Source organism: Microcoleus sp. B7-D4, assembly GCF_036705125.1.
GTDB lineage: Bacteria > Cyanobacteriota > Cyanobacteriia > Cyanobacteriales > Microcoleaceae > Microcoleus.
Genome location: NZ_JAUBTT010000008.1, coordinates 96,292 through 118,074 on the forward strand (window position 1 = coordinate 96,292; position 21,783 = coordinate 118,074).

14 protein-coding genes, 1 tRNA gene and 1 pseudogene are annotated in these 21,783 nt (G+C 45.7%); 12 read left to right on the forward strand and 4 right to left on the reverse strand.

Features of this window, described 5'->3' with window-relative positions; genetic code table 11:
* The first annotated feature begins 123 nt into the window (after positions 1–123).
* The 3 genes from QUB12_RS05145 (at position 124) to QUB12_RS05155 (ending at position 3,560) form a co-directional block, all read left to right on the forward strand.
* A complete protein-coding gene (locus QUB12_RS05145; protein ID WP_333305773.1) occupies positions 124–1,248 on the forward strand; it encodes a redoxin domain-containing protein in 1,125 nt (374 codons plus the stop codon).
* Between the two features lie 110 nt (positions 1,249–1,358).
* Positions 1,359–2,807 carry a trypsin-like peptidase domain-containing protein gene (locus tag QUB12_RS05150; protein ID WP_333305776.1) on the forward strand — a complete coding sequence of 483 codons (1,449 nt, stop codon included), beginning with the start codon at positions 1,359–1,361 and terminating at the stop codon, positions 2,805–2,807.
* Between the two features lie 132 nt (positions 2,808–2,939).
* Positions 2,940–3,560 (forward strand): pre-peptidase C-terminal domain-containing protein, encoded by a 621-nt coding sequence (locus QUB12_RS05155; protein WP_333140036.1) that lies wholly within the window; start codon positions 2,940–2,942, stop codon positions 3,558–3,560.
* A gap of 292 nt (positions 3,561–3,852) precedes the next feature.
* On the opposite strand, the gene QUB12_RS05160 is transcribed toward QUB12_RS05155, so the two are convergent.
* The 3 genes from QUB12_RS05160 to QUB12_RS05170 all read right to left on the reverse strand — a co-directional run bounded on the left by QUB12_RS05160 (position 3,853) and on the right by QUB12_RS05170 (position 6,428).
* A complete protein-coding gene (locus QUB12_RS05160; protein ID WP_333300243.1) occupies positions 3,853–4,989 on the reverse strand; it encodes a leucine-rich repeat protein in 1,137 nt (378 codons plus the stop codon).
* A gap of 139 nt (positions 4,990–5,128) precedes the next feature.
* Entirely contained in the window at positions 5,129–5,317 is a 189-nt protein-coding gene (locus QUB12_RS05165) for a chlorophyll a/b-binding protein (protein ID WP_333140040.1), read from the reverse strand.
* Positions 5,318–5,411: 94 nt separating this feature from the next.
* Entirely contained in the window at positions 5,412–6,428 is a 1,017-nt protein-coding gene (locus tag QUB12_RS05170; RefSeq protein ID WP_333140042.1) for a succinate dehydrogenase/fumarate reductase iron-sulfur subunit, read from the reverse strand.
* 238 nt (positions 6,429–6,666) lie between these two features.
* Between QUB12_RS05170 and QUB12_RS05175 the strand changes: the two genes are divergently transcribed.
* The 9 genes and pseudogenes from QUB12_RS05175 (at position 6,667) to QUB12_RS05215 (ending at position 15,549) form a co-directional block, all read left to right on the forward strand.
* On the forward strand, positions 6,667–6,909 hold the full coding sequence (locus tag QUB12_RS05175; protein WP_333305779.1) for a hypothetical protein: 243 nt from the start codon (positions 6,667–6,669) through the stop codon (positions 6,907–6,909).
* 450 nt (positions 6,910–7,359) lie between these two features.
* Complete coding sequence (locus tag QUB12_RS05180) at positions 7,360–7,839, forward strand: hypothetical protein (RefSeq protein ID WP_333305781.1); 480 nt, start codon at positions 7,360–7,362, stop codon at positions 7,837–7,839.
* A 264-nt stretch (positions 7,840–8,103) separates the two neighbouring features.
* Positions 8,104–8,322, forward strand: a complete 219-nt coding sequence (locus QUB12_RS05185; protein WP_333140048.1) for an excalibur calcium-binding domain-containing protein — start codon at positions 8,104–8,106, stop codon at positions 8,320–8,322.
* Between the two features lie 122 nt (positions 8,323–8,444).
* Complete coding sequence (radC, locus tag QUB12_RS05190; RefSeq protein ID WP_333140050.1) at positions 8,445–9,176, forward strand: RadC family protein; 732 nt, start codon at positions 8,445–8,447, stop codon at positions 9,174–9,176.
* A gap of 317 nt (positions 9,177–9,493) precedes the next feature.
* Complete coding sequence (locus QUB12_RS05195) at positions 9,494–9,832, forward strand: DUF1815 family protein (protein ID WP_015176985.1); 339 nt, start codon at positions 9,494–9,496, stop codon at positions 9,830–9,832.
* 848 nt (positions 9,833–10,680) lie between these two features.
* Positions 10,681–11,160 carry a DUF4079 domain-containing protein gene (locus QUB12_RS05200; protein ID WP_333140054.1) on the forward strand — a complete coding sequence of 160 codons (480 nt, stop codon included), beginning with the start codon at positions 10,681–10,683 and terminating at the stop codon, positions 11,158–11,160.
* Positions 11,161–11,293: 133 nt separating this feature from the next.
* Positions 11,294–12,563: pseudogene (locus QUB12_RS05205) on the forward strand (RNA-guided endonuclease InsQ/TnpB family protein).
* Between the two features lie 229 nt (positions 12,564–12,792).
* Positions 12,793–15,402, forward strand: a complete 2,610-nt coding sequence (locus tag QUB12_RS05210; protein WP_333140058.1) for a ComEC/Rec2 family competence protein — start codon at positions 12,793–12,795, stop codon at positions 15,400–15,402.
* Between the two features lie 60 nt (positions 15,403–15,462).
* Positions 15,463–15,549 (forward strand) — tRNA-Ser (locus QUB12_RS05215).
* Positions 15,550–15,965: 416 nt separating this feature from the next.
* Here QUB12_RS05215 and QUB12_RS05220 read toward each other — a convergent pair.
* A complete protein-coding gene (locus tag QUB12_RS05220; RefSeq protein ID WP_333305783.1) occupies positions 15,966–21,437 on the reverse strand; it encodes an AAA family ATPase in 5,472 nt (1,823 codons plus the stop codon).
* Positions 21,438–21,783 lie beyond the last annotated feature (346 nt).

The window sequence follows — 21,783 nt, forward strand, 5'->3', positions numbered from 1 at the left end:
CGCAGATATACACAGATATAAGCTAATTTTTGTATAAAAAAACAATATTAACATACCGAATATGTGGAACTAATCGACAGCATAATAATCTAAATATAAAATCCCAATTATTAAATCAGCAAGATGCCATTACTCGAAATAGGAGATCCGGCTCCCTGGTTTTCCATTCCTTCTACAAATAACCCCTTATTTCATTTCTCAACCGTTGCCGGCCGGCGCGTCGTGCTGTTTTTCTTTGCCAGCGCAGCTTTTGAACAAATCCAAGTTATCCTCAAAAGCTTTCAAGAGCTTTCAGAAGAATTCCAAAGCTTGCAAGTACCGCAGTTTGGAGTGAGCGTTGACCCAGCAGACAAAGAACAAAACAGACCAACAACAATTGCTCCGTCATTCATCTTTTTCTGGGACTTGGATAAAACAGTCAGCCAGCAGTACGGTGTTTTCCGAGATGTCGAAGAAAATGGAGTTGCCGGAGTTCACTATGCACCACAAACTTTTGTTCTCAACGAAAACCTTCAGGTAATTAATATTTTGCCGATGGGCGAACCGCACCAACACGCCCAACAAGTATTAGATTTTCTCAAAACTTTACCCCCAATTGAGGAAGCCCGATCGGCCACTCGCCACGCCCCGGTGTTGGTAATTCCTAACGTTTTGGACAAAGCATCTTGCCGCAGTTTAATCGATATGTACAAAAATCACGGTGGCAGTCCTTCCGGCTTTATGAGGCAAATAGGCGGGAAAACAGTTGGCCTGCACGACGACACTTTCAAGAAGCGCCGCGATTTCTTTATTGAAGACCCGAAGTTACAGCAGCGATTGAGTGCGATTATTTGGCGCCGGGTGCGGCCGGAAGTAGAAAAAGCTTTTCAGTTTACAATTACCAGGTTTGAGCGGTATTTGATAGGTTGTTACGATGCTGACAGCGGCGGTTATTTTCTGCCGCACCGCGACAACACTAGCAAAGCTACGGTGCACCGTAGGTTTGCGATGACGCTAAACTTGAATGTGGGAGAGTACACGGGGGGATTTTTACGGTTTCCCGAGTACGCGCCGCACGGTTATAAAGGCGATTCTGGCACGGCGATTATTTTTTCGTGTTCTTTGCTGCATGAAGCGACGCCGGTGATTAGCGGCCAGCGTTTTGCTTTGCTGTCTTTTTTCTACGGCAATGAGGATGCTGCGCTACGACAAGCTAATTTTAAGTATTTAGCTGCTGATTCAGATTCCCGAATTGGAGAACCGGCGTGAGGAATGTCACTACCGTGGTGCAAGTCTTAAAATAATTACAGAAGGTAGTTAGCGGTTAAGCACAAAACCTAATTCCTAGCTACCCATCGCTAAATACTAAATCGATCGCCATGAATTTAAAACTTCTAACTTTAGCAGTATCGGGAATTTTAACGGTTGGGGTAACAGCCAGCGCCAGTGCGGTTGTTACGACATCCCCTGGGCGGCAATCAACAGATTTAACAGAATTTAACTCGGTGCATTCCCAGGGTGCGATCGCCCAAAATGTCGCAGAACAAACCAATATTCGGGTCTACGAAAAGGCCAGTCCGGCGGTTGTTACCGTCGATACCGGTAAATCTAAGGGCAGCGGCACAATTATCAGCCCTGACGGCATGGTGTTAACGACCGCCCACGTCGTTTCGGCCGGCGGTACCGTGAATATAATTCTGGCAGACGGCAGAAAACTTGTCGGCGATGTTGTCGGATTCGGCGAAGAAGGTCTAGACTTAGCCGTGGTTAAGATTCGCGGTCAAAACAATTTGCCGACCATTCCTTTAGCCCGTCCCGGTTCGGTGAAAGTCGGGCAACAAGCATTTGCGATCGGCAATCCCTTCGGTCAACTTCAAGGTACTTTTACAGTCGGAATCGTCAGCCGCATCGACCTTTCTCGGGGCTTAATTCAAACCGACGCCGCCATCAATCCCGGCAATTCTGGAGGGCCGCTGCTCAACAGTTCTGGAGAATTAATCGGCGTCAATTCTTCTATTTTGACTCGCGATCGGGGTGGAGGTAATATCGGTATCGGTTTTGCAATTTCAGCAGACAAAGTACCCGCTTTCCTGACAGCGGTACGAGAAGGGCGAGCTCCCCGCGTGGCTCAAGCCCGATCGCCCTTTGGTGGCAACAAATCACCTGAAAAACTCGCGCTCAACGGGCCCGCCATCAGCGGTAAACTCACCGACAATTCTAGCGTTCTGGCCGAAGACAACAGCTTTTTTGACCTCTACTCCTTTGAGGGAAAAGCGGGCCAGCAAATCACAATAGAAATGAAAAGTCAAGAAATTGACCCTTATTTAATATTGCTCGGGCCCAACCAGCGCCGAATCGCGCAAGACCATGACGGAGCCGGCAGTAAAAACGCCAGAATTACAGTCAGGCTGCCAGCAGACGGCACTTACACGTTAGTGGCAAATTCCTACGAAGCTAGGCAGTCGGGGGCTTATACGTTAGAACTGAAAGCGAGTGCTACCGCGCCTTCTCGGGCGATTTTGCAAGAAGAAGGCGCTTTAGTCGCAGGCGGCCCAGTATTGCCGTCTGACAACAGTCTGTATCGAGAGTATACTTTTGAAGGTCGAGCTGGTCAGTCTGTAGCCATTTCCCTCGAAAGTACAGATTTCGAGCCGTATGTGGCTATCATTGGCCCTAACGACCGATTACTGGCACAAAATGACGAAGGGAGCGATTCGACTAAAAATGCGTTTCTAAGCGTTACTTTGCCCGCTACGGGTCGCTATCGCGTATTTGTCAATGCTTACGATGCTTCGGGCCGGGGTCGTTACACTCTAACTGTCCGGTGAAAATTGGGCATGGGGCATGGGGCATGGGGCATGGGGCATGGGGCATTGGTAGCACCTAACAAATAATCCATGACTACTGACTACTGACTACTGACTTCTTCCTTCCTTCTTCGTTGCAAATCGAGGTAATTCATGCGTCAAGTTAGATTTTGGGCGATCGCGCCAATTGCTCTGGTAGCTACTTTTTCTGGCAAGCCGACTGTCTCCCTGCCAGTTTCCAATTTAGGTGGAGTTGCTAACAGTAGTTCCACCCTCATTTCAGCAGAATTTCCTCAAAATTTAACTGATGCGAAGCCTGCTGGCAAGGCGGTTTTAGCTCAAGCAAGCCCCAACCCGTCGCCATCACCACAAAGTTCGCCAACTCAGAGCCCAAGTGTAGAACCTCGATCGAGTCCTGATGCGGGTTCATCTAAGGTAATTTTAGAGCAAAACGGAGAACTCAGCCCTGCTAAGTCTTCTGTACTGCCCTCGGACAGCAGTTTGTACGACGAGTATACCTTTGAAGGCACTCAGGGTCAAAAAGTGATTATTACCGTAGAAAGTACCGAGTTTGATACTTATCTCGCTATTTTCAACTCCCAGGGGGAGCTACTTGGAGAAAATGATGATGCGACGCAGCAAAATTCCAATTCAGAGCTTACTGTTACCTTGTCTGCGAACGGTCGCTATCGCGTCATTGTCAACGCTTACGATCCGCCTCCAAAAGGTAGAGGCAAGTACAGTTTGACCGTCCGTGAAACAACTGGAAATTAGTTTGATATCATGTCTGCTCGAACGATTAAAAGGGCGGGTTTTTGAGATTGTCAATTATTGGCAGATATTTTTCGTGAACCCGCCCCTACCGTATTAGGGGCCATCGACCGAACAGAATATGAACGAAACTTCGGATTCAGGGCACGGCAATGCCGTGTCCCTATAATTCAAGGACGATCGCGCTACAAGTAACTACTATTAACTTTTGTAAATTTATATGTTGGCGTGCAACTATAAAACTCATAATCTTGTACATCTAATTTTTACACCAGTAAAGTTAAAAATTTGGCATTTAACTTACGGGTTCCCAGCGACAGATAGACTCTGGTTTGAGCGGGCAAATTTTGGAAACGATCGGGTTGAGACCGAGGGAGAGAAAAGTTAGTTTAGTCAAAGATGCTAGCGGTTTGATGTCACCGATCTGATTGCTTTCGAGTGTGAGTCCCGTCAGATTAGTCAAAGATTGTAAGGGTTTGATGTCGGTGATTTTATTGTTGATCAGACCGAGTTCAGTCAGCCTAGTCAAGGATTCTAGCGGTTTAAGGTCGCTGATTTGATTGGCACCGAGGTGGAGTTCAGTCAGCTTAGTCAAGGATTCTAGCGGTTTGAGGTCGCTGATTTGATTGGCGCCGAGGTCGAGTTCTGTGAGTCGGAAAAGTTCTCGATCGGCCTCATCGCACTCAGTAGTCCTTGCTTTCTGCAACAGCACCTCAACAGTATGTTTAGCTTCAAGACTCAAATCAGCCTTTTTGCGACACCAATCCGCAAATGTTTGTCCACTCTTTCCGGGTTGCCTCTTTGCGACTAACGGGGAAGGTTTATTGAATTCGATGATTTCATTGCCACTGAGGACGAGGTGTGTCAGTTTAGTCAAAGATTTTAAGGGTTTGATGTCGCTGATTTTATTGTCACCCAGATCGAGATCGATTAGTTTAGTCAAAGATGCTAGCGGTTTGATGTCGCTGATTTGGGTAAAGCTGAGGTCGAGTTCAGTCAGCTTAGTCAAAGATTGTAAGGGTTTGAGGTCGCTGATTTTATTGCCTCTGAGGTTGAGTACAGTCACATTAGTCAAGGATTCTAGCGGTTTGATATCGCTGATTTTATTGCCTCTGAGGTTGAGCACAGTCAGGTTAGTCAAGGATTCTAGCGGTTTAATATCGCTGATTTCATGGCTGCGGAGGCTGAGTTCCGTGAGCAGAGAAAGTTTCTGATTAGCCTCATCGCATTCAGTAGTCCCTGCTTTCTGCAACAGCACATCAACAGTACGTTTAGCTTCAGGAATCAAAGAAGCCCGCTGGCGACACCAATCAGCAAATGTTCGTCCACTGTTTCCCGGTTTCGGTTCGGAGATTAAGGTGGAAGATCCATTTCCGCATGATGCTAGGACGATCGCGCTACAAGTAACTACTATCCACTTGGGTAAATTCATATGTTTGTATGCCACTATAAATGTTATAATTTGGTACCTCTAATTTGATAAAGTGTATTTCCAATAACTCTTAAAAATCAAAAGAAAGCTGAAATATAGATAATTTTTCAGCTTCCTTTTTTAATTGATTTTGATTAATTTAACGCAGGCCCAGCCAGGTAAAAAAATCCTGACGGGTGAAGAATTCTAGCAGCAAAAGTCCCACGAATCCCACCATCGCAAATCGTCCGTTGATTTGTTCGGCGTAGGCATTCCACCCAAAGGCTGGTTCTGGTTTTGGGGTATTTGGGGTTGTCGGTTTTGAGGATGGAGGAGTTTGAGCAGTCATTGAAAAGTTTTAAGTTTCGTGTTTTGAGTGATGAATTGTGGGAAGCTTTACGATCGCACAACTTGTAATTTACCAGGAAAATGCCCGCCGATCGCTAATCTGCTGACTTTTCTAAACTTTGAACCGATTCGATCAGATTTCGCACGGTTTCGGTACCTTCTGAAGGCTCAAAAAACAGCGGGAACTTGCCGCGAGCGATCATTCTCAAACCCAACGGGCCCAGACTCAGCAAACCTTTAACGTCGCGGAAGTAGTTTCCTACTACTTCGATGCCAAATTTGCGCTCATCTATCCAGCCACCTTCTTTGACGAGATCGATTAAAACTTTGCGATGGCGGATCGATCGACTGGCTTGGTCATCTTTGCGATCGAGAATCTCCTGTTTAATCTTACCAATTTGATCCATCGGCGCAACTTCCATCGGACAAACCGAGTTGCAGTAGTAACAGCGCGTGCATCCCCAGACGCCTGCGGTGCCTTCGTTGTATTTTTCGAGCCGATTTTCGGTTTCGCTGTCGCGGGAGTCGGCGATCGTGCGGTAAGCTTTGGCGAGGGCGTGGGGGCCGACAAATTCCGGGTTGACTTCGCGGGCGTTGCACTCAGAATAGCACGCGCCGCAGAGGATGCAGTTGCCGGTTTGGTCGAGTTTCGATCGCTCTTCTGGAGTTTGCAGAAATTCGCGTTCTGGAATTGCTCGCGAGGCTGTGCTGACATAGGGTTCCACTGCTTCCAGGTTGTCCCAAAAACTGGTCATGTCAACAACCAAATCTTTAATTACTGGCATATTTCCCATTGGGGCTACCGTGATTTCTGGAATGAAATCGGCCGGCCTTTCTGCTGAGCTGGAATCAGCTATTTTTTGCAATCTTGCGAGTTCGCTGGCTACATTTTCTTTGCAAGCTAATGCCGATCGACCGTTAATTCGCATAGAACAACTGCCGCAAATTGTATTGCGGCAATTTTTGCGAAAAGCTAAAGTGCCGTCGTGTTCCCACTTAATACTGTTGAGGCAGTCTAGGATGGTATTGCTCTCTTCCACATCTAGGGTGTAAGTGTGAACCCGGGGAGCCTCGTTTTGATTTTGGCGGACTACGTTAAAGCGGACTTTCATATTTTGAGTAAGGAATTTAGTTTCTATTTTAAGCTAAATTTTTGGTCTCTCTAGAAACCTATTATTTTTTTAACAACTACCGAAAGTAAGAGATTTTAAAAGTTTTATTATTGTTTGATAAACATCAATAATTCTAAAGTTATAAATCATAAATTGCAACTTTTTTAAGCGGATTTGTGAGCTATTAATTGGAGATAAAAGTAATTAATCGCTGCAATTCGCTAGTCGGAGGTGCGTGATGTCCAGCTTGTTTGTATTAACTTTCATGTTTTCCACACCGGCTTTTTGTCTGGGTCTGCTAAATCCTCAATGGGTGGGACTGGGAACTCGCCAGCGATCGGCTGCCTTGTACGGCGGCTTGATGGCAGTTTCGTTCGTTTTGCTTGGGGTTACAGCACCTAAGCCGCCGCAAGCAGTTTCATCGGGGCTGCTGGCCTCAAGTGAATGGCCAGAATTGAGGGTCAGCGCACCTTTGCGCTGAAAGTAGCTGGGGGTATGCTTCTCACTTTTTTGGCAGCATTACAAGAAATTTTACCAGGAGTTACGCCCGGTTGGGGCGAGAAACTTAGTTTTTTAAGAAAAATACTTGGTTCTACTAATTTACTGCAATTAAAAACCCAGGTTTCTAGGCGTCGGAGTGCGCTCGCGAACTGTAGGAAAAAATCGTGGTCTTAGCAAGGAGAAATACGATCAGAAACCCGGTTGCACCAGGGTCGGGTCTCCAACGTTCTAGTTTACTTCGTAAATCATAGGGATTTGTGAGTTTGCCTGCGGATAAATAAGGAAGTTAACTTCTCAGGACTTACACACAGAAATTAAAGAAATTGGGTTGTTTAAACAGATATCCTTCGTGCTTCACCTCGGATTTTGCTAAAAGAAACCCGGTTTCTGCGTCCTGGATTACTTCTCTTTTTTACTGGTAAAAGTCGCTATGTTTAATTTTTTCATCTTAAGCTTTCTAGTGTCGATACCTGCCTTTTTTCTGGGTATTGTTAATCCGAAATGGGTGGGTGCACCAACCCGCAAGCGATCGGCTGCGATGTACGGCGGGTTGATGGCGGCTTCGTTTGTACTTGTTGCCGTCGCCGCACCCAATCCGTCTCAGGAAGTTTCGGTGGCGCATCCGGCCCCAACCGATCGGCTAGAATCATCTCAAACCGCTAAGCCATCACCGCTTTCGGCAGTGCCGACACCCAAGTCTCAGACTGTGAAAACGCCGACACCAACACCGAAACCTGCCATTTCTACTCCCGCACCTGCACTTGCCAAACCAGAGCCCGATCGCAAATTGCCATCTTCAGTCAAATCTGTTGAACGAACCGCAGAGATTGCTCTTGATGCACAGCAGCCAAAAAAAGATACCAAGAAAGTTATTGACCGAGAAAATGGGATGCAAGCCCCGTCCTTTTAGGACGGCTTTATGCTATAGTTTAATTGGTTGAAATCCCCACCTAAGATTGCAGCGATATATACTCATCTTGAGTTGAAACCGGGACTGATCCAGTAATAGGGAAAGACCCAAGGGCAATGGTTAAAATCCAACCTGGAAGCAAAACAAAGTATTGTTAATGTTTTTCAAACAAAACGATACATATAGTCGGGATAGGGCATTGCCACGACTTAAAATGAACATGGAGGCGCTCGTAAGACTACTTCGGTAGCATTGGTCGATGAAGTGTTAAGAATCCTCTCGCCTTTAGGCAGGGGAGTATGTCAAGAGTCTTCTAAACCAAAGGTTAAAAGTGCCGATTTTCCGAGTTGCGTTAACTCGGATTGCAACTGTTCGGACTTTGCGACTCAAGCTGAAGCGCAGCGAGTTTTAGAGGCATATCCGGGCGATCCTTTTAAGCTCGATCGAGATCAAGACTCGATCGCTTGCGAAACGCTGGGTTAGATTTAATCTGCCAAAATCCTCGGTTAATGATGAAGGCTTTTTTCGGTGATTGTACGAATTGAAGAAGGCAAATCGATCGGCTAAAATTGTCTAATTGTTGAGCTTGCGGTGCGGGTGCAGCTATGACTTACAGCTTGAGAATTGTCGATTTGCCAACGAGTGAACGGCCACGGGAACGGTTGATGGCGGGTGGCCCGAAAAGTTTGGCGACTGCAGAATTGATTGCGATTCTCCTGGGTACTGGTCAGGGCCCCGGCAAACTTTCGGCCGTCGGGCTCGGACAGTATATTTTAAATCAGTTGAGTTTGCACCACCGCGATCCTCTGGCTGTGCTACGCACTATTAGCGTTCAGGAGTTGACGCAGATTCACGGGATTGGCCCTGCTAAGGCGACTTCGATTTTGGCTGCGGTGGAGTTGGGGAAGCGGGTGTTTCAGTCGCGGCCGCCGGAAATGGCTGTGGTTGACTCTCCCCAAGCGGCGGCGGATGCCCTGAGTCAGGATTTGATGTGGCAGTCTCAGGAACGTTTTGCTGTGGTGTTGCTGGATGTGAAAAATCGGCTGCTGGGTACTCAGGTAATTACGATCGGCACAGCAACGGAAACTTTGGCTCACCCACGGGATATTTTTCGCGAGGTGATCCGCCAGGGGGCGACGCGGGCGATTATCTCGCACAATCACCCATCGGGGATTGTGGAACCAAGCCCAGAGGATATTGCTTTGACGCGACAGTTGCTGGCGGGAGCGCAGTTTTTGTCGATTCCGCTACTGGATCACTTGATTTTGGGGAATGGCGATTTTCTGAGCTTGCGGCAGACGACGACGCTTTGGGAGGAGTATCCCCAGGGTGATTGAACTCTTCTACTTAACTAATTTCATTACTATCATTAGTTATTTGTATCTTTGGGCTCTGCGACGGCTGAATCAGCCCTGACAGCAGGCAAATTTTCCGGCTGGAGTTCCCCGCTAGAGCCTGTTTTGGCTGAATGTCGCTGCTGATACTGCGTTTCGAGCACAACTGGGTTAATGTAGTATAGGTAGGCTGAAGAGGTCGCTAATCCGATTTTTTTTGAGCATACTAAACGTATACTGAACCAGCACCTAAATACCCACTTATTAAGAAATTATTAAATGGGATGTAAAATACACGGTGTGGTGATAGGAGGAGAACTGTGTTTCTGAGACTTGCAGAACAACACCGTAAATTCGTTCAAGATTTGGTAATGAACCTCCAAGCTTTAGCGATCGTGCTAGAGCATCGGGGTTATCTGGCATCCTGCTACACTTGCGGGGGTCAGATGAACAGTGCCTCATTTATGGTCAGTTTGACGGACAACCATCTGATTCGATTTTTAGTGTCAGATTACGGTATCACTTGGACTGAGATGCGGGACGACCGCGAACTGATGAAACTAGAAGGTGCAGAAGCGATTAATCAGTTACAAGAACTGGCAAATCTCGTAAAGTATCAAATCCAACCTTCGGAAGCTACTTTAGCGACGGCGCAGTGAGTGTAGCGATTGCACGGTTCCGAGGAAGGCGACGCAAGAAAGTCACTGCTTGTCTGCTAAAACCGAATCCCCAGCTAGTTAGTTGAGAGGGTTCATTTAGGTGCACAGCGATGGCTGCTCAACAGCCAAGGGTGCTATCAGGGTGCCTTGAGACAGTTTAGCGATCAGTCGATCGAAGTGAGCCTGGGCAGACGGCATACTTTATGCCAGAAGTCTCAAACTTGGAACCTCTAGTTTTTTTCAGCAGTTGATTCTCCCTTGAGAACGATTAGCAAAATGTAGAAGTGTGACGGTTCGTCGGCTGCGATGTTAATTTCTCACTTGGCCATTCAAAAGTCAAGGAATTGAAATTAACTTTGAGCAGGCAGGTAAAATTTAACATCCAGAGTGAGGATGAGGCTGTGAAGATTGGGCAAAAGGCAGCCCACGGGGTGTGATGTGCGGGCGAATGGCGTTTATTTTTGCTCTTAGATTTAGCCTATCAGGCTAAGAATTAACTTGAAGCAGCATCACTGCTGTAAAACATCTCACAGCCGGCCCAAGCCGGCTAAGTTTTGCCTATATCCAGGCTTCGGCGCAATGTTTGACCATCATGTTAGATAGATTCTGGTTGCACTCCTCCGGAATTGTTGACTGTTGACTGTTGACTGTTGACTGTGAACCCAAAAACTGAAAATTGTGCTTCTATTTGGTTGCAGATTGAAGGAGACTTTACGCTCGACGATGAAGCAAGGATTTGATATTAAACAGCTCTTAGAAATCGCGATCGCACTTGCTACACTAATATTTTATAATATTTTAATGATTAGTCCGAAAATATTTATCGCCAAGTTTGGAGTCAGTATCAAATGGTAAATTTAAGCGAACTACTAGAACCCATCGCCAGTCAATTTCGCAGTCTAGGAATTCCCGAACCAATTACCCATTGGGGACACCCTGTAATGATGGGGATCGTGGTAGTGGCGATGGGCAGTTTTGTCGGGTATACGGGATGGCAGGGACGTTTGGCCACAGATAAAGATGTCGCACTCACAAGTCGCTCGGATCACCGCAAGCTTGCACCGTGGATGTTTCTGTTTCTAGCTTTGGGCTATACAGGCGGCTTGCTGTCGCTGGTGATGCAGCACCAGCCAGTCATGGAAAGCCCGCATTTTTGGACGGGTTCGGCAGTGCTGGTTTTGCTGGCTATTGGCAGCTTGATTTCGCTAACGGGTTTTGGGGGCAATAAGCTAGCACTGCGCGCGGTTCACGCTTATTTAGGCACGACGGCCCTTGCACTTATGGTGCTGCACGCGGCTTTCGGTTTAAAATTGGGGCTGTCTATTTAGAAGAAGACTTATTAGGCAGTGGTAGTATTGTAAAACTTCATTGAGTTTATAAGCAATTATAAACAATAATGGTATTCTATTGTTGTGAGTGTTGAACAAGGAATACGCATAGCCCAAAAAACGCAAGTCTCAAATGCAACTAACACAGAGGCACATCATTAAATCAACGGAACACCGTTTCGCCCAAATAGACGAACTAGCTTTCCAGTCGAAAAACCTCTACAATGCCGCCAATTACGTCATTCGTCAGAGCTTTATTTATGGATGGGGTTATGTCAGTTATAACGAAATGAACCGATTGATGAAGTCTCACGAAGCATATAAGGCTTTGCCTGCTAAAGTAAGTCAGCAAATCTTGATGGTGCTAGACAAGAATTGGAAATCGTTTTTTGAAGCCGTTAAAGCTTACAAAGCTGACTCTTCAAGATTCACGGGTAGCCCAAAATTGCCAAAGTACAAAGATAAGACTAAAGGGCGAAACCTTCTCGTCTACACGATTCAAGCAATTAGCAGCAAACAGTTGAAGAAAGGAATCATTAAACTTTCCGGCACTGAACTTTCAATTAAAACCAAACTCAATCCCAACCTGATTTGTCAAGTTAGACTGGTTCCGAAATGTGATGCCTATGTAATTGAGGTGATTTATGATGAAACGGAGTCCACCCTTGGCAATGCCAACTCTGTAGCTAGTATTGATTTGGGACTGGATAATTTAGTGGCGTTAACTTCAAATCAACCGGGATTTATCCCTTTGTTGATTAACGGGCGACCATTGAAATCGATCAACCAGTTCTACAACAAGCGGAAAGCACGATTGCAATCCCACTTAAAAGGGAACCGCAAAACGTCACCCCGGATGAGCGCGCTTAACTCGTTGTCGCCATCAAAAAGTTGATAATTACTTGCATCATGCTAGTCGCGTGATTGTTGACCATTTGGTAGTGAACCAAATTGGAACGCTGGTCATCGGCAAAAATGCACAGTGGAAAACCGAAATTAACTTAGGTAAGCAAACCAACCAAAACTTTGTCAACATTCCTCACTCTCGATTAATTGAGATGTTGGAATACAAAGCTCGGCTGGCGGGAATCAAGGTAATTGTGCAGGAAGAATCCTATAGTTCACGGGCCAACTTTCTGGGTCTAGACCCAATTCCTGTTTACGGAACAACTGATAAAGAGCCTGTGTTTACTGGTAAGCGTATCAAGCGAGGTTTGTACAAAACATCGGTTGGTCGGTTAATTAATTCCGATGTGAATGCAGCGTACAATATCCTCAGAAAAGCAATCCCAAATGCCTTCAGCGATGGGATAGGGAGCTGCGTAGTTGGGCCAATGCGGGTTAATCCGCTCAAAGTAAAAGTGAAGGGGGAGGGACTTGAAGCCTCCCATGCCTATAAATGACTATACTTTTACCAGCTATATGTAGGGTCGCAATGTGTACCCTACATACAGAGGTTATATGAAATCCTCTCTTCATCGGCATTATTCGTCTCTCTCTCTTCTCTTCCTCTGCGTTCTCTGCGTTCTCTGTGGTTAAATCATTCCGATATAACCGGAATTGATATTATGTGTTCTGGACTGAAACCAACTCTACTTTTGACAGTAAAAATTGCTAATTACTTGCTAATTAATGAATCAAGCAACGGGTGTCATCTTCTGTCTTGCCTACATTTTGGGATTGATTTCTACAGCGGTTTCTTGGGGTAGATACGCGATACTTGCTTTGGGAATAGCGGTAGCGATCGCCCTGCCGAAATTGTTGCGAAAATATACTAAAAATTCTGTCCAAGTTACTAAGAAAAGACGCAGCAGACAAAAAGAAAATGCTCTTGAAGCACCCTTAGATGCGAGGGAAGAGTTGAGTTTGTTGGAGATGCTGCCGCGAGGGAAATGGGTGTGGGCAGTTGCGGGTTTGGTGGCATTTCTAGCTAGCGTTTATTTTGCAGTTCGATCGCCCCAACCAGCAATAGATGACATCAGCAAACTGATTCCGGCGGTTGGAAACACTCAAGAAGTGGCGGTGACAGTTCGCGGTAGAGTTGCCAGTACGCCTCGATTGACTCGATCGGGTCGATCGCAATTTTGGCTAGAAACAGATTTAGTTAGCGAAATCAACGGCGGCGAGGGAGGAGTAGTTGTCAACCGCCCAGTATCCGGCAAACTCTACGTTACAGTGCCCCTGCTGCAAGCAACTGGCTTGTACGCCGACAATACGATCGCAGTTGTGGGTTCCTTGTACAAACCGCAGCCGCCGTCGAATCCGGGGGCTTTTGATTTTCAAAAATATTTAGCCAGAGAAGGGGCTTTTGTCGGACTCAAAGGCCGTCAAATTGACTGGAGGAGAGAAAATGCGATCGCGGATGTAAATCGAGTTAACAGCCAAGCGGCTGCTTTCTGGGAGTCAAGCGGGATGCAGCCATCGAAAATTCAAGCGATGCGGCAGCGGATCGTGCGATCGCAACTATCGCAGTTAAATGTTCCAGAAGGGCCCTTGATCAGTGCGATCGCCCTCGGCAAACAAGCAGTAGATTTACCTTACAACATCCGCGACTCTTTTGTGCAGGCTGGAGTGGCCCACGCGATCGCAGCTTCCGGCACTCAAGTTTCGATGGTTTTGGCTTTAGTTCTAGCTTTAACCAGGCGTTTTTCCAAACAATTACAATTTAGCTTTGGCGTCGGTGCTTTATTTTTCCTCGTGGGATTAACCGGCTTTGAAGCTTCAGTATGCCGCGCCGCTTTAATGGGATTGGGAACACTATTTGCTTTGGTGCTGAACCGCCAAGTTAAGCCGCTGGGATTGCTGTTAATTGCTGCTACTATTTTACTGCTGGTTAACCCTTTGTGGATTTGGGATTTAGGTTTCCAACTGAGTTTTTTGGCAACTTTGGGGTTAATCGTGACAACGCCGCCGCTGATGGCAAAGTTGGAATGGATGCCGCCCGCGATCGCTTCGATTGTTGTGGTTCCGATTGCAGCTTCAATTTGGGTCCTGCCGCTGCTACTTTACGTTTTTAGTGTGGTATCACCTTACAGCATTTTAGTCAATATTATTGCGGCTCCTTTGCTGTGGATTTTGAGTATTGGGGGGATGGTTAGCGCTTTAGCTGGATTGATTTTTCCGCCCGCTGGCAGTATTTTAGCGCAACTGCTGGACTATCCGGCAAAGGGGTTAATTGCGATCGCCCAATATTTCTCGCAATTACCCGGTAATTCGGTAGCTGTCGGTCAAGTATCGGTGTTTCAGCTAATCGCGCTTTACAGTTTAATTTGCTGGGTTTGGATCGGGGGAAGTTCGGCAACGGATTCTGTAACGGATGTAACGGATAGAAGGAGGAAGGAAGAAAAAAGACGGAAGCCGGAAGCAGTCAGAGGAAAAAACCAGGAAAAGGGGAAAGGGAAGAAGGCGAAAAGCAGAGTTATTGCACTGCCGATTTTTTCTGCGGCTTGGATTTTACCGCTGGCGCTGGTGGCGGGAATAAGTATCATAGTTTTGCCAGCTTGGCACGTTCAATCATCTTTATTTCAAGTTACTTTGCTGGCGACATCTGGTGAGCCTGTTTTAGTAATTCAAGATAGGGGAAAAGTGGCGCTAATTAATAGCGGTGATGAAAATACCGTAAGGTTTACAGTGTTGCCTTTTTTGCAGAAGCAAGGAGTTAATTCTGTGAATTTTGCGATCGCCACTCACGGTCATTTAGGTTTGAGCAGTGGTTGGGGAAAATTACTAGAACGCTTGCCAATTAAAACATTTTATGATAATAATGCTCCCAAACAAATTCACCGTGGCAACAATCAGGAATTTATAACGGCTGTGCAATCTCGCCAAGGCGTTTACATTCCTTTAGAAACTAGCAGTACAGTTGATCTGGGTTCGACGCGGTTGCAGTTCGTGAATGCGGAGATTCCGGTGGTAGAATTCCTGGTGGGAAATCGAACTTGGTTGCTCGTCGGTGAAATGACACCGGAAGCGCAAAAAAAATTGGCAGCAACGGGAACCTTGAAGCCGGCTCAAGTGCTGTGGTGGTCAGGAAAAGCCCTGACGGCCGAGTTATTGGGCGCGGTTGGGCCACAAGTGGCGATCGCCTCTGCTGACGAAATCGACCCAGAAACCGCAGCCCAACTGCGCCAAACCAAAACCCAGATATTCTGGACAGGGCGCGACGGAGCCCTCCAGTGGACTCCTGCAGGGGGATTTAAGACCACTTTGGAATCTGAAGAAAATCAAACTTCTTTTTTATAAAGATTTACAATCTGGCGCACTGTGCGGTAAAATACTTTTAGCTCACATCTCAAATCAATTGGAGAGGTGGCAGAGCGGTTGAATGCGGTAGACTCGAAATCTACTTTAGGGGTGACTCTAACGTGGGTTCAAATCCCACCCTCTCCGTACATCTCAGCGTCAAGCGTCAAGCGCGCACCTTATTAACCTAGGGTGCGCGCACCTTATCATATTATGAAATTCAACTCCCCAATCTCAGTAGCATGATAGCTGCTTTCATTTCGGTAAGGTAGAGGCTGAAAAACTCAAGGGAACTCTTAACTCAAAACCGGGCACAAAAAAAGCGAAGAGAGTTGGTAAAGCGGGCGGTTGCAAACCGCTGTCTCAATCACCAATAAGGTGCGGGCGGAGGATGGGGGAATTAGTCGAGATTCTTTGTTTCCCTAGTCCATAGTCGCTAGTTCCGAGCACGAAAACCCCTAGGCTGTTGCTCGTTCCCCGTGTCCCGTTTCCTGTTTCTGCTAATAACGGAACTGGTAATTGCGACGCGGCACTAATTGCGTTACAGCCCTATTACGAAATGCTCACGCCGGAATAGAAATCACAAACTCCGAACCCTGGCCCAAAGAAGAATTCACGAGTAACGTACCTCCATGTTTTTCCACAACAATTTGGTGGGCTATAGACAATCCTAATCCAGTTCCTTGACCCACCGACTTGGTAGTGAATAAGTGGTTAAAGATGTTTTCCTTGACTTCGCCTGACATCCCCACTCCATTATCCTTAATGCGAATCAAAACCTGATTTTGGTCTTCGCTCAGAGCAGTTTGAACCGTGATTTGATTAGGTAGGGCTTTAATTTCCTTAAAACTGCGCTCCTTATTTGACTCCTCCAGAGCGTCAATGGCATTAGCCAGTACGTTCATAAATACCTGGTTTAACTGGCCGGGAAAGCATTTCACTAGGGGCAAGTTACCATACTCTTTCACAACTTCAATGGCAGGGCGGAACTCGCTGGCTTTTAAACGGTGCTTGAGAATTAGCAGAGTGCTTTCGAGTCCATCGTGAATATTGAAAGAAACTGGTCGATCGCTATCAGCCCTCGAAAACGTTCTCAAACTTATACTGATATTGCGGATGCGATCGACTCCTTCCTTCATCGAGCCAATCAATTTAGGCAAATCTTCTCGCAAATACTCCAAGTCCATATCTTCAATTTCTGTTTCAATTTCCCCTCCCGGATTGGGAAATTTTTCTTGATACAAATCAATCAAATTGAATAAATCCCCCACGTATTCTTGAGCCGGTTGCAAGTTTCCCGCGATAAAGCCTACGGGATTGTTAATTTCGTGGGCTACACCGGCGACTAAATTTCCCAAAGCAGACATCTTCTCACCCTGCACCAATTGCAGTTGCATCTGTTTGAGATCGTGGATAGACTGCTCTAGTTTTTGGGCATATTCCTGGGATTGTTGATACAGTCGGGCGTTTTGTAAGGAAATTGCTGCTTGGGAGCACAGGATGTTGAGGATGGCGACGCGATCGCCCGTGAATACCCCTGTGGCTAAATTATTTTCCAAATACAAAATCCCCATCATTTTCCCTCGCTCGCTGATCGGAGTGCAAAGCACGCTCTGAGGTTGCTGTTGGACTATGTAGGGGTCAGATGCAAATCTTGGTTGATTGCTAGCATCATCAAAAATAAGGGTTTCTTTTGTACGTTTGACGTAGTTGATTAGGGTGAGAGGAATTACTTCGCTCTCCTCAACCGGAATAGATTGCAGAAGGCAGTCTTGACGGTTTGTGCAGTGGACGTTTATCCTCCAGTTTCCCTCTTCATTCAAAATTAATGCTCCGGTTTGCGCTCCGGCATTCTTCACCACCACTTGCATGAGCGTAGTGAGCAATTGATCGAGTTTAATTTCGCTAGATAGAGCTTGAGAAGCTTTGATAACGGTCGGCAAATCTACTAAGCCCCAACTGCTGGTGCTACCGATAATTGTTCTATTCGTGTTAGATAGGGATGATTCACTATGGGTCGATGTGTGAATTGTTTCGCTCGGATTCTGGCGAGTTCGCTCCTGTTGCAGGATCACAGCAAGCAATTGGGGGTAGCGCTGTTCTAGATGGTCAATCTTTGCTTTTGCTCCCCAACGAGCGTAAGCATAGTAAGCATCAATTAAATATGGTTTTGCCAGTTTTTCTTTGCCCCATTCTAAGTAGAATTTGGCAGCGAGTTCGTGAGCAAGTGCTTCCTCGTTGAGGTATTCGTTTTCTTGGGCGAGGGCAATAGCCTTGTCGTACATCTCGACCGCTTCTATTTTTTGGTTTAAAACGCGATGCCGTTCTGCCTCTACTAGATAGAATTTATGCAGATGATTCATGGGGGCATGATTCGCCCACTTTTGCATTTTTTCTTGGTTAGCTTGTACTCTGTCAAGAATGCCCTGTTGTTCAGACTGGGGAGTGTCAGAATACACTGCCAACCGCACCAAAGAATCGTAGAAATGGAAGATGGCAACAGTTATCAGCCCTGAAGCTGCGCTCAAATAACTTTCTATTTGAGCGCTACTTTTAAAAGCTTCCGGGTAATTTTCAAACAGATAACAAAGCACAAGTTGATGCAAGTATAAGTAATGAATCCCTAGGTAGTTATTGGTTCCCTGATACAGTTGCAACATTGTCTCTTCGTCGTAGGCTTCTCCCTTTAAATGGCATGGGTCTGGCGATCTTCCTATCAAGTTCAAAACGGCTTGCCAACAAATTTTCTGATAAGAAAGTGGGGCTTCTTGGTGAATTTTACTAACGGCATCTGCGTAGGTTGCTATTTCTGGTTCGAGTTGCGTTAGTTGCTTGCCAACAAAATACGAGTAATAACTGTAGTGAAAGATAGCATAACCAGCAAATTCTAACTCTCCGGTTTCCAGCCCACAAGTATAATCTGACAGCAAAGGTTTTAAACTATTTCTGAAGTGTTCTTTCCAAGGTTGAATACAAGAATGCACCATTGCGGATGTCTTGGCTTGGATTTCTTTGGCATTCAACTTTGACAATAGACGTAAAGCCAGTTGACCGAACTGATAGCCCCGCTCAATATCTCCCATGCCACAGAGAAGAAAACTATATATGACAAAAGCATAGGGAGACAAAGAAGCATTGCCATATTGGACAGATAAATTGACCTGTTTGCAAACTACCAAAGGCGCGAGTGGCGGCAGCGCTAGGTAGGCAGGAGTAAATAGGCTTGACAGAATCGTTATAGTTGCTATTTGTTGAGGATCTGTCATCAGAGGGAGATCAATTAAGTCCTCAGTTCCCTTTCCGCTCAAAATTGACGCGGTTTCTCCTAGTGCCTGTCCAATATCAGATAAATTTGGCTCGGAGGGAAACTCTACCCCCAACTGCTTTAAGACTGGCAACCCTGTATTCAGCGCTTCCTGTAGCTTATTTTGCGCCATATAAGCTTGAATTTGGACTTCATATAGCTTCACTTTGTCCCCTAGCGTTTTGGCGCCGTTTTCCACGACAGATGCTAATTTTTCCATCTGGTCAAAATCACCATTTAGATATGCCGCTGCTGCTGCTTCTGTATACAGCGCTAATGTTAGTTCGTATTGACTATGCCAACTATTTTCTGTCAGTAATTCCTGGCCAACCTTGAAATCTTCAACCGCAGCAGCATAAGCGGTAGCAGCTTTGGCTTTCTTTCCAGCAACCAGATTCAATCGTGCTAATTGTTCCCGTTCTGCCTCCTGGGTAATTAGCTCAACTCCCACATTTAAGTGATTGACAATATCAAAAATTCTTTCTTCTCGATCGGCTTCTGGCGTATTCTTTAATAACAGTTGACCAATTTTTAAGTGAGTAGAACGCTTTTGGTCTTCAGGAATGAGGGAATAAGCAGCTTGTTGAACGCGATCGTGTAAAAAATTATATTTGGGTAATTGATCCTGGGTAATTAGTAATTGGTCAGATTTCTTGATATTACCGATTACCGATTCGCTATTTCCCTCTGGCTGATAAAACTTATAAACTTCGCTAATGGGTAAAATTAGCCCGTCTTGTAGTGCCTTCCATAAAGCCGATGCGGTTTCTGTTGGCGAATTTTCATCAACAATTGCTAACGTCGCCAAATCGAACTGATTGCCAATACAAGCAGCTAACTTTAAAATTTCCTGGGTCTGGGCTGGCAACTTTCGCAACTGAAGTGCCATAAATTCTACAACATCATCTGTTAGTGCCAAGGTTCGCACTCTAGCAATATCACACTGCCAATACCGAGCGTCAAAATTAAATTCAATCAGCCCATCTTCCTGCAAAGATTTGAGGAATTGTGTGCTGAAAAATGGATTGCCTTGGGTTTTCTGATAAACGAGTTCTGTCAAAGGCTGAGCCAACGCTGTAGAACAAGCTAGAGTATCGGCAACTAAACAATTTACGTCGGCTCGCTCAAGTGGTGTTAAGGTAATAGTATTCACCTTTGCTTCAGTTTTTTGAATTTCTGCTAACGTCAGCATCAATGGATGTGCGGGAAAAACTTCGTTATCCCGATAAGCTCCAATTAATAAGAGATAGCAGTTATCAACGTCGCTCATCAGCAGTTGAATTAATTTTAACGATGCTGAGTCTGCCCATTGCAAATCGTCCAAGAAAAGCACTACAGGATGGTCTTTTGTTGTGAAGACTTGAATGAATTTTTCAAACAACAAATTGAAGCGATTTTGACCAGCACTTCCCGAAAGTTCGGGGACGGGCGCTTGCTGTCCGATAATACGTTCGAGTTCAGGAATGACTTCAACTATCACCTGAGCATTCTCGCCCAAAGCCGCCAAAATTTCCAACTTCCATTGTTCAAGTTTAGCATCGGTTTCCGATAGCAGTTGTCCCATTAAATCGCGAAAAGCTTGGACAAATACTGTAAAGGGAAGGGTGCGTTGAAATTGGTCGAATTTTCCTTTAATAAAGTAGCCTCGCTGTCTCACAATTGGTTTGTGAACTTCGTTAACGACAGCGGTTTTGCCAATGCCTGAGAAACCGGCAACGAGCATCATTTCGGTGCTTCCGGCACTGACGCGCTCGAAGGCCGATAGCAGGGAGAATACTTCGCTTTCTCTACCGTACAACTTTTCTGGGATGATGAAGCGATCGCACAAATCTCGCTGTCCTAATTTAAAGGATGCAATCTCTCCCTTTTCTCTCCACTGCTGCCAACAAGTTTCTAAGTCGTACTTGAGTCCTAGGGCGCTTTGATAGCGGTCTTCCGCATTCTTCGCCATCAGTTTACCAACTATCTCAGACAGTACCGGAGGAACTGCTGGGTGGAGTTCATGGACGGGAATAGGTTGCTTTGCCAGGTGGCAGTGTACCCAATCCATTGGATCGTCTGTTTGGAATGGTAACTTTCCTGTTAGTAATTCGTAGAATGTGACTCCCAGAGAGTAGAAATCTGTGCGGTAATCAATGCCTCGGTTCATTCGCCCAGTTTGTTCGGGAGATATGTAGGGTAAAGTGCCTTCTAGGACATTGGGATTTTGAATTTCTTGGGTTTCGCGCGGCAGCAGGGAAGCGATGCTCAAATCAATCAGCTTGACTTCTTTACTGGTGGGGTTAATGAGAATGTTGGCGGGCTTGAGGTCTTTATGGATGACGTGGTGGCGATGAAGTCCGTCAAGGGCGTTGGCAATTTGAATTGCCATAGGAAGAAACTCGTTAACTGGCAAGCCTTCTAGGGTTTCGTTGCTATCGGATGCTAGACTAGCAAGGTAGCTACATAAGGAAATTCCGCCAAAGTCTTCCATCACCAAAGCATAGCGGTTATGATAGCTCTCCAGGCTGTATGCCTTGACAGTGCCGGGGATATTTAAGTTTTTAGCAATGACGTATTGGTTGCGGAAGTGAACCAGTTCGTTGAAGCTGGGAAAGTCATTTCGCAGTAGTTTGATCGCGACGGGTTGCTGATCACAAGAGCGAATACCACGATAAACTAGAGTTCGATTGCCTGCGTATATTTCCTCGTTAATGTGATATCCTAGAAAAAAATTTGTGATGTTAGTCATATCTACGTATTCCTACTGCTTCTGTCAAGTCTGAAGCTTCTGAGAGTTACTATCTACTATTTTCGCTTGCTCTGCTTTAGTATTCAGTGAATTACATTTTTCTTAATATATTTGGGAGAGAGAGTTATGAAAGCAAGAGTTTAAAACAATACTTGAATTGTTTATGTAAGAGCTGTTGATACTGGAGTTAAGACTCAGTAGAAAATGAAGGAGGCTAATGCTCCTTGAACGACAGCAGTTGAAAGAAGAGGAATTTAAGAGGCTAATCAGGTACTTAAGAGTATTTTTAAAACCGATGCTTGTATGCGATCGCCTATTAAATCTAATGTCGAGTTTAGCTCAGAAT

Bases quoted from the DNA above. Each gene is read 5' to 3' on its own strand.
- QUB12_RS05220 (WP_333305783.1), bottom strand. From the start codon at position 21,437: ATGACTAACATCACAAATTTTTTTCTAGGATATCACATTAACGAGGAA.
- QUB12_RS05150 (WP_333305776.1), top strand. From the start codon at position 1,359: ATGAATTTAAAACTTCTAACTTTAGCAGTATCGGGAATTTTAACGGTT.
- QUB12_RS05155 (WP_333140036.1), top strand. From the start codon at position 2,940: ATGCGTCAAGTTAGATTTTGGGCGATCGCGCCAATTGCTCTGGTAGCT.
- QUB12_RS05170 (WP_333140042.1), bottom strand. From the start codon at position 6,428: ATGAAAGTCCGCTTTAACGTAGTCCGCCAAAATCAAAACGAGGCTCCC.
- QUB12_RS05160 (WP_333300243.1), bottom strand. From the start codon at position 4,989: ATGAATTTACCCAAGTGGATAGTAGTTACTTGTAGCGCGATCGTCCTA.
- QUB12_RS05200 (WP_333140054.1), top strand. From the start codon at position 10,681: ATGGTAAATTTAAGCGAACTACTAGAACCCATCGCCAGTCAATTTCGC.
- QUB12_RS05165 (WP_333140040.1), bottom strand. From the start codon at position 5,317: ATGACTGCTCAAACTCCTCCATCCTCAAAACCGACAACCCCAAATACC.
- QUB12_RS05180 (WP_333305781.1), top strand. From the start codon at position 7,360: ATGTTTAATTTTTTCATCTTAAGCTTTCTAGTGTCGATACCTGCCTTT.
- QUB12_RS05145 (WP_333305773.1), top strand. From the start codon at position 124: ATGCCATTACTCGAAATAGGAGATCCGGCTCCCTGGTTTTCCATTCCT.
- radC (WP_333140050.1), top strand. From the start codon at position 8,445: ATGACTTACAGCTTGAGAATTGTCGATTTGCCAACGAGTGAACGGCCA.
- QUB12_RS05175 (WP_333305779.1), top strand. From the start codon at position 6,667: ATGTCCAGCTTGTTTGTATTAACTTTCATGTTTTCCACACCGGCTTTT.
- QUB12_RS05210 (WP_333140058.1), top strand. From the start codon at position 12,793: ATGAATCAAGCAACGGGTGTCATCTTCTGTCTTGCCTACATTTTGGGA.